We start from the raw sequence: 10,351 nt of genomic DNA, 5'->3' as shown, positions 1-10,351 counted from the left end.
GCACAGCAATGGTAGCTCTTTGGTGGATTAATTCTAAAATAGAATCTTGGTTAAAAGAGTATGGTATTTCCTTTATTGATTTTATAAGGGAATTTGAAACTCATTTATCTTTGGGTTTAACTTCCAACGAAAGATATTATTATAATTTAGCGCATTGTCATAAAACACAAATTAAAAATATGCAAAAAATTCAATTATACTATAATGGCAAAATTGTCAAAGATTTAAAGCATTATTATTTTCCTTTTTATGACTTTAAAAAAACTCCTATACTTAATAATACCATTGAAAAAACAAATGAATTGCAAAATAATTACAAAGTATTAAGCCCAAAAGATACAATAGACAATATTAACATCAACTCAGAACCTTATTTATTAAAAGCTTTATATTTTTGCGAAAATTTTACTAGCTTGAATCAAAACAATCAAGCTTTATTAAATACACAATATAGAAGAAAGTTTAAATATTAAATTAGAACTTAAGAAAGGAATTGTTTATAAGGATTATTATAAAATAGCTTAGATTTTAGGAGCATAAATGAAAAAACTTTTTTATAGATTTAATTACTTATTTAATACAAAATTAAAAAAATAGTTTGGATTATAGCTATATTATTTATAGTATATAAAATACTTTTTTATACTGAAATTAAAAATGGTTATGTAAAAGTGACTTTACGTCCTATAGTAACACTTAATCAAGAGGGTTATTGTATAAAAGAAGGTAGAAGATTAAGCCAAAATGAATTATTTGAAAGAGCTACTAAAGATTGGCTTGAAAAACTTTATAATCAAGCACATGATCCACTAGTTATGAATGCAGATGGAGATTGGCTTGATATCACTAATTGCTATTATTCAAGCAAAGAAAAAGCAAAGAAAGGTTTAAATTGTCAATTTTACAGCAACGGCAAACAATTTGGTATCGATGATATTGCAAAACAAATTGATCTTAATAAGAGCCAAGAAGAAAATATGCAAAAAATGATGCAAGGTTTTAGCATTGTAAGGCCTTTTGAGGAGGAAAAAATTTTAACAGATGATTTAGAACTTAAATATTCTTTACTCTTAGAAGACAGGTTAGGTGATTTTACTTTTATCCCTTATGATATTAGATTTATTGTCGTTGGTGGCGATACTGGCTATTATTCAAAATTTGGTTATTCTGTTTTTGCTTTAATGATACAAAAATATTTTATTGAAAATGACCATGACTTTAAATTTAAAAAAGGCACTGTAGAATATTGGAAAAATAAAGATAATAAAAACAATCATGAATATATCTATTATCCCATTACAAATTGTGGCGAAGTTGAAATGCGTTATGACTTTGATCCTCCTGGATTATATTATCAATTATTTCATGATATGCAATGGAGGGATGAATGGCATCGTTAAATTTAAAAGGCGATTATGGAATAGAAATTTTATCTTATTATCTTTGGGGGCAAAGCACACCGCCAAGTGATTTAGCCAGAAAAGATAACCGTGTGCTATAGGTAAAGATTATCAAGCAAGAGATGAAAAAGAAATAATCATACAAGCTTCAGCACTTGATTATATGAAATATGTAGATAGATATACCAATGCTACAAATTTCGGAATATTTCGAAATTTTTTCATAGGACAAAAACTTGGAGAAAATATTGTGTAAGATTATATACGGATAAAGAATGTTCTAAAACTTCAAAAGAAGTAAAAACTAAAGAAGATCAAAATAAAAAAGATAAAAAAATAAAAAAGAACAAAGTATCATTAAGGATAATTTATATCTTTATAGTATCAATGAGAGGGGAATTAAATGAACAAACCTTTTTATAAACTTAAAAGATTTATATACCTTGTGTTGTGCTTATAACAATATTTGCTATACTTGTAAAATTACTTTATTCTCCTTTATGCACGATTTACTGGAACATTTATTATTATCCTAAAAAAATCAAGAACGTAAATTTTTTCAAAAAATAATTCTAAATCCAACTCCTAAAGATATGATTAAAATTGTAGATGATTATCAACCTAAATTAGAAGATTTTAAAGACTTAAATGCAAAAATGCAAAAGGTTATTTTTGATTTTAAGGTAGCTAAATTCTTTGGATTTGAGGATAGGTATTATCAAGCTTTCATTCAATACGCCTTAATATCTATTACATCAATAAGAAAAGAACAAGCCTATTTTAAATATCTTAATTTTATAAGTGACATCAATTCCACTTCAAAACAAAAATACTTAACCCTAAGAGTTTCTACTAAAGATTTAGAAAAACAAATCTTTGAAGAAAAACTTAAATTTATAAAACATTATGAAGAAATTTATGATTATTTTAGATAGTAAAGGCTATTTAGACAAGGGGCTTGGTATAAAGGCTTATCAAATATGGAAAAATTTATTATATATGTATCCTTTTTAAATCTTAATTCCAAAATATGTTCTTTTGCAGGTAGAAACCTAATGTTTGAAAAAATGAAAAAAATTTAATAATTTAGATTTAAATTTAACTTCTAAGATTCCTAGTATAGCTAATAAGAATTGGGAGAATGAATTTAAAAATTTTTCTAACTCAGCTTATATTTGATAAATAAAACTCAAAAGGCTTTAAATGAATGTAAATGAAAACAATGCTACTATTAACATTGAAGAAAGTATAAAAGAAGCTTTAAGAGAGGGGCAAGAAGCCGTAGAGAGTAGTAAGAAAACCGATGGAGAAATCAATGTCCTTTTATAAAGAATGTGAAGTTTGTAAAACAAAAATCAATAAATTGCAAAATGTATCAAATATATTTTTATTAGGTTTTGGCAAAGAATTAATTTGTAAAAAATGTACAACTAAATATAAAACGAATTCATTATTTATTTTTTTTGTATAGTATTTTTAATGATATTTTAATTTTATTTATATTGTGGCATTATTTTATGAATTTACTAGAAATTTTTCATTTAAGCACAAGTTTAAAAATAATTTTTTCAATTATTTTTTATTTATTTTATAAAATTGTTTTGGTATATTTTATATATCTAATTAGAGTAAAGGATAGGCAAAATGTCCAATAAGACTATCTTACAACATATTAATGATTTAGTAAATGGTATATTTGATTCTACAGTTATAATAGCTTTGGAATTGGGACACTTTGTAATAAAAATTATTGGAATCGAAAATATAATTTTAGACGACGATACAAAACAAGATGAGGCTATTGAACAAGCTGAAGTCTTTTATAAGGCTATTAAACTTATAATTTTAAATGATAAAGTTAGAGAAAAAACATTTCAACTATTAAAACAAGACATTCAAGAGCGACCATTATATTATATTGGAAGCATTGTTGGATCAAGCGCCATAGTTTCTTTAATCAAAAAACCAACACAAAAAATTATTTATTTTGGTGCAAATAAAGTTCAACAAGCATTTAATCTTTCCAACAATGAACTCTACCCCTACTATAAAAACATACAAAATTCTTTTGTTCCTTTATGCTCCATAGATAATAAAAACAGCAATTTATTAAAAGAATTTAATTTTGATAGTTTCTCTTGTAATTTTTATAACAATAGTATTTTTAATCAAAGTCTTAAGTACATAAATAATATACAAGATGAAAAAGATTATATCAATGGGTATAAAATATTTTTAGAAAATCTTAATCATTTTAGTCAAGAATATAATAATTATAAACTTATGTCTATACAAGTAATCAATAATTTAAAAATAGCCTATATACAAAAACTCTCTTTAGAAGATATTAATAGTATTAATATCAACTCAAAACCTTATCTTTTAAAAGCTTTATATTTTTGTGAAGATTATGCTTTATTTGATAAAAACCAACAAGCCTTATTTGATGAAAACACAATAAAAGAATTAGACTATAATTCTAGCTTTTATACTACTTTCATCCTCCATAAAACCAAACTAAACAATACCTATTTACAAGCAAGAAAAGAACTTTATAAAAGCATGAATGAATTTAAAAAGCTTGGTTTTAAAGATTTAGAAAATGCTTATGAACTTTATATCAATTCTTTAATTGCAAATGAAGAAATAAATAGTAAAGGTAAAACAATAAATGAATATAAAGAAATAAATAAAAATTCAAACAAAAATGAAAATTCAAATCAAGAAAATGACAATACAAACAATACAAAAGAACAAGATTTTAATCTTTTACTTGATAATGTTATAGTACAAAACAATCTTGTTTTTAAGGAGAAAAATATTGCTTAAGGTAACAAAAAGAATTTCTACTATAGTTTTTATTATACTAATTTCTATAATAATTATTAGCAATATTTATGACTTCATCCATGGAGCTTTAGAATTTAAAGAAGCTAAAGAAAACAAAGCGAGAGAGGATCTTAATACTTTGATTAAATGGAGTAAAAATGAGGGCAAAAAAGAATTAGAATTTGCAAAAAACTTATCCAAAGAAACCTATAATCAAGAAAAAGTTACAAAAATGATTATTGAAAATCTTAAGATGATGCAAACAGGTATTGAAAGTATGAAAACTTTAATTATCTTCAATATCACAGATGAGAATGTTGAACTTATGAGACAAGCAGGTCATGCTATAGAAAAATCAAATATGGATATCATACTCTATCTTTTAGATAGAGAAAAAACTTTTATAGGAAAAAAAACTTATTTTTCATTTGATAAGGAAAGATTTAATGCTCTTGAAGACTTTTTGTTATATTTAAATACTAATTTAGAAAATTTTTTAGAAAAAGGTTTTTTACGAAAACGTATTGATAGTTTCACAGTAGTTGAAATTGGAACGTATATCAACATGCTAATTGGACTTGATTATATATTTTCTATTCCATATCCTAGTGAATTTTCACAAGATTTTATGTGTGATTTGAATAATCCTAAAACCATAAGCATTTTAAAAGGTATGAATCAAATTAATCTTGCTGCTGATAAAGTTTTATTGTTTTTAAATCAAAAATCAAAAATATATACTGATGATGATTTAAAAGTAGACTTTAAAAAAATAATTAATGTTTTTCAACATTACAAACTTAATTCAAAACAAATCAATGAACTTAAAACCCTACAAACTAAATTAAAGGAATGTGCTAAATGAATAAAGAATTAGAAAAAGAAGCATTAGCTAAAGAAGATTTAAATGAAACAGAAAAAGATTTACAAATTCCTTTAAAAGAAGCAGGTGTGGATGAGATAGGAGAAAGACTGCTTAAGGAAATCGAAGATGAAAATAAAACAGAAGATACTACCTCACAGCAAGATAAAATTCAAACTATGAAAGGTGCTACTGGATATCTGAGTGATGGAACTGATGCACTAAAACAAACTTTCAAAAAATTAGAACCCTACCTACTTCCTTTTAAAATCATCATAAAAAGAGCAGATAATACCCTTGGTGTAATTGATGCTTTAATAGAATACCAAAAAACAGGAGATGGCTTAAAAGTTATTGTAAAAATTGGCTCTGAAACTATAGCTTCAAAGCTTTTTATAATAGGAGAAAAAATAGCAATTCAAGCAGCCATTTCTGCTTTTGTGACAATAGCCATTTTTACTGGTAGTGCAACACTTGGAATTTTAGCAGGCATTGCTATTGTTAGCACAGCAATGGTAGCTCTTTGGTGGATTAATTCTAAAATAGAATCTTGGTTAAAAGAGTATGGTATTTCCTTTATTGATTTTATAAGGGAATTTGAAACTTATTTATCTTTGGGTTTAACTTCCAACGAAAGATATTATTATAATTTAGCGCATTGTCATAAAACACAAATTAAAAATATGCAAAAAATTCAATTATACTATAATGGCAAAATTGTCAAAGATTTAAAGCATTATTATTTTCCTTTTTATGACTTTAAAAAAACTCCTATACTTAATAATACCATTGAAAAAACAAATGAATTGCAAAATAATTACAAAGTATTAAGCCCAAAAGATACAATAGACAATATTAACATCAACTCAGAACCTTATTTATTAAAAGCTTTATATTTTTGCGAAAATTTTACTAGCTTGAATCAAAACAATCAAGCTTTATTAAATACACAATATATAGGAGAAAAATTTCCTTATAATTCTAGCTTTTATATTATATTCTTATTACACAAAAATAAAATTACAGATACTTATTTACAAGCAAGAAAAGAACTTTATAAAAGCATCATAGCATTTAATCAAATTCAAAATAAAAATATACTAGAACAAAATAAAGAAAATTTTCAAGAATACAACCTTACCTCCCATTCTAAAAATCTCAATCATTTCATTTTAGAAAATAAAGATAAAAATAAAAGAATTATCTTTTTAAATAATGCCTCATCTATGTCAAATCTAATCCACATTTATGATAATCATTGTGATATCTTTATCAAAGATGAAAGCTTACTTGATATTAAGATGATAGAAAAAGAATATGATATTAAATTTAAAAAATTAAACGCAAGGGTGTTTTTCTATGAAAAACTTCTTTTAGGAGCTTGTGAAAATAATCCATTTTCATTTGAAGATAAAAAAGAAAATTTAATTTATTATTTTAAATATGATAAAGAAGATTTAAATTCTTTAAAAGATTTAAATATAAAATATGATTATTACAATGCAAAGATTAAAAATTATTCCTTATTAGAAGAAAGTTTAAATATTAAATTAGAACTTAAAGAACTTAAGAAAGGAATTGTTTATAAGGATACAAGCTTTAACAAACTTTCAAAAGAACCTTTAGATGAATCCTCATCCAATGCTAAAGAACCTCAATTTATCACTCTATATTTAAAAGATGAATACAATAAACCCATTGCTAATGCTAAAATCATTATCAAAGGTTTTAAACATGATGAAGCTTTAAGAGTGGTTAATCTAAAAAGACGCAGTGATGAAAAAGGTAAAATAAGATTTGACAAAGAAAAGTATTTTAGTGATTGCTATAGTTTTAAAGTAAAACTTGATGAAGAAGAAGCTTATTTTCCTACTCCTATACAGAATGCTAAAAGAATATTTAACAATTATACTGAACATAAAATTGGACTGATACTCAAATTTAAAGCTAAAGATCATTTAGTTTATGATGGATTTAATGTTTATCATTATAAAGGTAATGATTTAATCAACTCTTATATAGCAAGAAGTGGCACAGCTAAAGCAGATAATGAAAAAAGAAGTAAAAAACAAATTGCAAATTATTTTTATCCAAATAACAATAGCAAAAGCGGGAAAGCTTATTTTTACTATGATGATGAAAGTATTCAAGATAAATTTGGAACTTTACCTGAAGGAATGTATTATTTAAAAATAAACGAAATAGCTAAGGATATACAACCTAGTTTTTTAAAGGATTATCCTTTTGAGATAGGACAAACTTGGGGAAAATATTGTGTAAGATTATATACGGATAAAGAATGTTCTAAAACTTCAAAAGAAGTAAAAACTAAAGAAGATCAAAATAAAAAAGATAAAAAAAATAAAAAAGAACAAAGTATCATTAAGGATAATTTATATCTTTATAGTATCAATGAGAGAGGGGAATTTGGCAGTAGTGGCAGCATAGGTATGGCACAAAGTGAGCTGTTAGAAAATTTAAGCAAACAAATTAAATTTATACGGAGTGAAAAAGAAGAGATTGTTTCTTTAAAAGTGGAGTATCCAAAGAAAGAAAAATCGAAGCTTAAATTTATAAAAACAACAGAATGGGATCTTGATGAAGATGAAGATATTGTAAGCGCTGAAAAAGGTGCAGAAATTATTGTTGATGAAAAAGCAAATTTTGCACCAGGGACTTATTTAGAATATGAAGTTCATGGGTTAAAAGATGATGTAAATATTGTTTGGGCTTTAGCTCAAATTCAAAATGAAGAAAGACTTCAAAGAATCCTAGAGGGTAAAGAAAATTTAGAATTTAAAGATGTAAAATTTTTAAAAGATGAAAGTAAATATTTCCATGAATGCTGGGAAATGGATGATGAAGAAAAGGAAGAAGAATTTAATAAAATAGGATTTTCATTGCCATTAACAAGAGCCAATGAAGAGGAATTTGATAAATATTATGCTTTGGTATTTGCCTATGAAGATAAAAATAAATTTAAAAGACTTCCTAACTTAAACGACGCTTATAAAATCATAGATATGAGTTTTAGAGTTGGCTGGGGGAGAGATGATCAAGTAAAAGAACTATTTACAAGGGAAGAGCTAAAAAATACAAATATATATCATCTTAACCGACAACAATCTATCAATAGCATTGAGGAAGCAAATTGGTTCTTAAGGGCTTGTTTAAAAAACCAAGAAAAAAGAGATTTTTTTACTTATCTTAGAATTTATCCTCAATTTGCCGGAAAAATTGCTTATATTTATTATAGATTTGATATAGTCAATAAAGGACTTTTGGCAAGTGTTTCAGAAAAAGATAAAGAAGCTTATTTGCGAGATAGAGATTTTAAATATATTAATACCATAGTTAATGAAATTTTACCTTCAGAATATAAGGATGGCAAAAGCTTTAATCAATTTCATACAGATCTTTTAAATAATAAAAACAGAGATCTTAAAGAATGTAAAGATTTCCTAAAAGCATTGACTCAAACTCTTTGTAAAAGATTTGATTTGCCTTTAGAAAAAGTGATATTTTACAATGAAAAACCTAGCGGATCTTTATCTTTTGGATCTTACGAAGATAACGAAGTAAGATTAAATCAATATATTATGAAAGCTTATTTCAAAGAATTTGCAAAAACAGTTTTTCATGAATGTAGGCATTTTTATATAGAAAAACATTACAGTTATAATATGGATGCCTTAGGCAGATATATTTTTTATTCTGAAAAAGCTTATATTAATGAAAAAATTATTTTTGATAAATTTAATAGAATTTGTGATCCTAGCGAGAATTATTTAGTCGGTTGCAACATAGGTTCCACGCAAGATGCTTATGAAATTCAACCCAACGAAAGAGATCCAAGATATGTAGAAACCTTTATAGGTAGAAATTTATAGTAAGGAAAATAATGAAAATTTTAAAAATACCGCTTAAAGATTATATCTCCAATATAAGAGAAGATAAAACTATTTATTTAGGTTTGCAAAGTGATATGAGTATAAAAGGACTTGATGAAGAATACTTAAAAAAAGAATATAATCTCAAAAAAAAATTCAAATTTGAGGTCGGTATCTATTTAGGTAAAATTATATTTGAGAAAAAAAATATCATCTTCCAAGCGTTTAATATTGATGAAAATTGCTTTCAGGGGATTAAAGATTTTTATTTTAAAAATAATCCCGATGAAATTATAAATAACATAGAAGTAAAAAAATATTTTTTAAAATTGTATAATGATAATATTAATTTTCTCAATTCTTATATTAATGAAATTAACCAATCTCAAGGCATTAAGATTTATAATGTTCAAAACACAAGTTTAAGCAAACTTACATTAATTTCAATATTAGATAAAATGGTGCAAGAAAATGACTATGAAATAATAGATTTTAATGATGATTTATTTTATTCTTATCTTGTATGGAGTTTAAGACAATTTATCATTGCTTATGATATAGGCTTGTATCAAGATAAAAATAATTTATTCTTCAACCTAGCTGCTTATAAAATGTATGATAACCACTCTTTATATACAGAAGCAGATAATAATTTAAATTTCAATCTTATTGAATTATTTTTCTCAAATATTTCCCCTTTGGAGTATGCTGTGGGTTATTTACAAAAAGAAGAAATGATATATAATGGTGCTTTGAAATATTCTTCAGGAACACTTCAAAAAACTTTAAATATTACAAATCAACTTCATAATAAATTTTATTTTAAGTTAAAAGAGCGACCTTTTGATTATGCACAATATTTTAAGCGCAAATAAAAATTAAAATCGCTTTAGATATTTTTATAAAAATTATTAAAAATATTTTTCTTAAAAAGCAACGACAATGCAATTAAAACTTTAAATATCTTTCAAAATTTAAAAAACAAATCAAACAAAATATTTTCAAAGTCTTGCAAACATATTTAATTATTTACTCATAAGAATAAAAATTTATCTTGACTCATAAAAAATAATTATTTTAAAGTATAATTTTTTATAAAAAATAAATTTATTACACAAAAATGATAAAATTGATTATTTTGAACCTGATACTCCATTAGATAGGGCTATTTCTTTTGGGATAAATAAAAATAAAACAATCTTAAAAAAAGCAGGTGCTAAGACTTGGGAACAATTGGTCAAAGAATACAATATTGATACAAGTTTAGAGGAACCAGAACAAATTAAAATGTATGAAGAAAGAAGAAAGATAAAAAAATAATAAAAAGGAGATATTATGGAATTTGATGTTGAAATTTTAGACAATCTTGA

The 10,351-nt window shown here is 24.6% G+C and carries 7 protein-coding genes and 1 pseudogene; all 8 read left to right on the top strand.

Annotated features, from left to right (window positions below):
• Nucleotides 1-473, top strand: a pseudogene (locus CQA75_RS08390) (hypothetical protein); the annotation flags it as partial.
• Nucleotides 474-671: 198 nt separating this feature from the next.
• Entirely contained in the window at nt 672-1,400 is a 729-nt protein-coding gene (locus CQA75_RS08385; protein ID WP_171000098.1) for a hypothetical protein, read from the top strand.
• Between the two features lie 593 nt (nt 1,401-1,993).
• The gene (locus tag CQA75_RS08375; RefSeq protein WP_137624534.1) at nt 1,994-2,335 is read left to right on the top strand and encodes a hypothetical protein; all 342 of its coding nucleotides are present in this window, start codon (nt 1,994-1,996) and stop codon (nt 2,333-2,335) included.
• 268 nt (nt 2,336-2,603) lie between these two features.
• Nucleotides 2,604-2,729 (top strand): hypothetical protein, encoded by a 126-nt coding sequence (locus CQA75_RS09495; RefSeq protein ID WP_281276537.1) that lies wholly within the window; start codon nt 2,604-2,606, stop codon nt 2,727-2,729.
• Between the two features lie 315 nt (nt 2,730-3,044).
• Entirely contained in the window at nt 3,045-4,229 is a 1,185-nt protein-coding gene (locus tag CQA75_RS09200; RefSeq protein ID WP_171000097.1) for a hypothetical protein, read from the top strand.
• Complete coding sequence (locus CQA75_RS08365; protein ID WP_137624533.1) at nt 4,222-5,094, top strand: hypothetical protein; 873 nt, start codon at nt 4,222-4,224, stop codon at nt 5,092-5,094. The genes CQA75_RS09200 and CQA75_RS08365 overlap by 8 nt, the downstream gene beginning before the upstream one ends.
• Nucleotides 5,091-8,981, top strand: a complete 3,891-nt coding sequence (locus tag CQA75_RS09435; protein WP_246023804.1) for a hypothetical protein — start codon at nt 5,091-5,093, stop codon at nt 8,979-8,981. The genes CQA75_RS08365 and CQA75_RS09435 overlap by 4 nt, the downstream gene beginning before the upstream one ends.
• An 11-nt stretch (nt 8,982-8,992) precedes the next feature.
• Entirely contained in the window at nt 8,993-9,856 is an 864-nt protein-coding gene (locus tag CQA75_RS08355; RefSeq protein ID WP_137624532.1) for a hypothetical protein, read from the top strand.
• The last annotated feature ends 495 nt before the right edge of the window (nt 9,857-10,351 follow it).

It is taken from the genome of Campylobacter taeniopygiae (assembly GCF_005406225.1).
Taxonomy (GTDB): domain Bacteria; phylum Campylobacterota; class Campylobacteria; order Campylobacterales; family Campylobacteraceae; genus Campylobacter_D; species Campylobacter_D taeniopygiae.
This window is presented reverse-complemented; position numbering and strand designations above follow the sequence as displayed.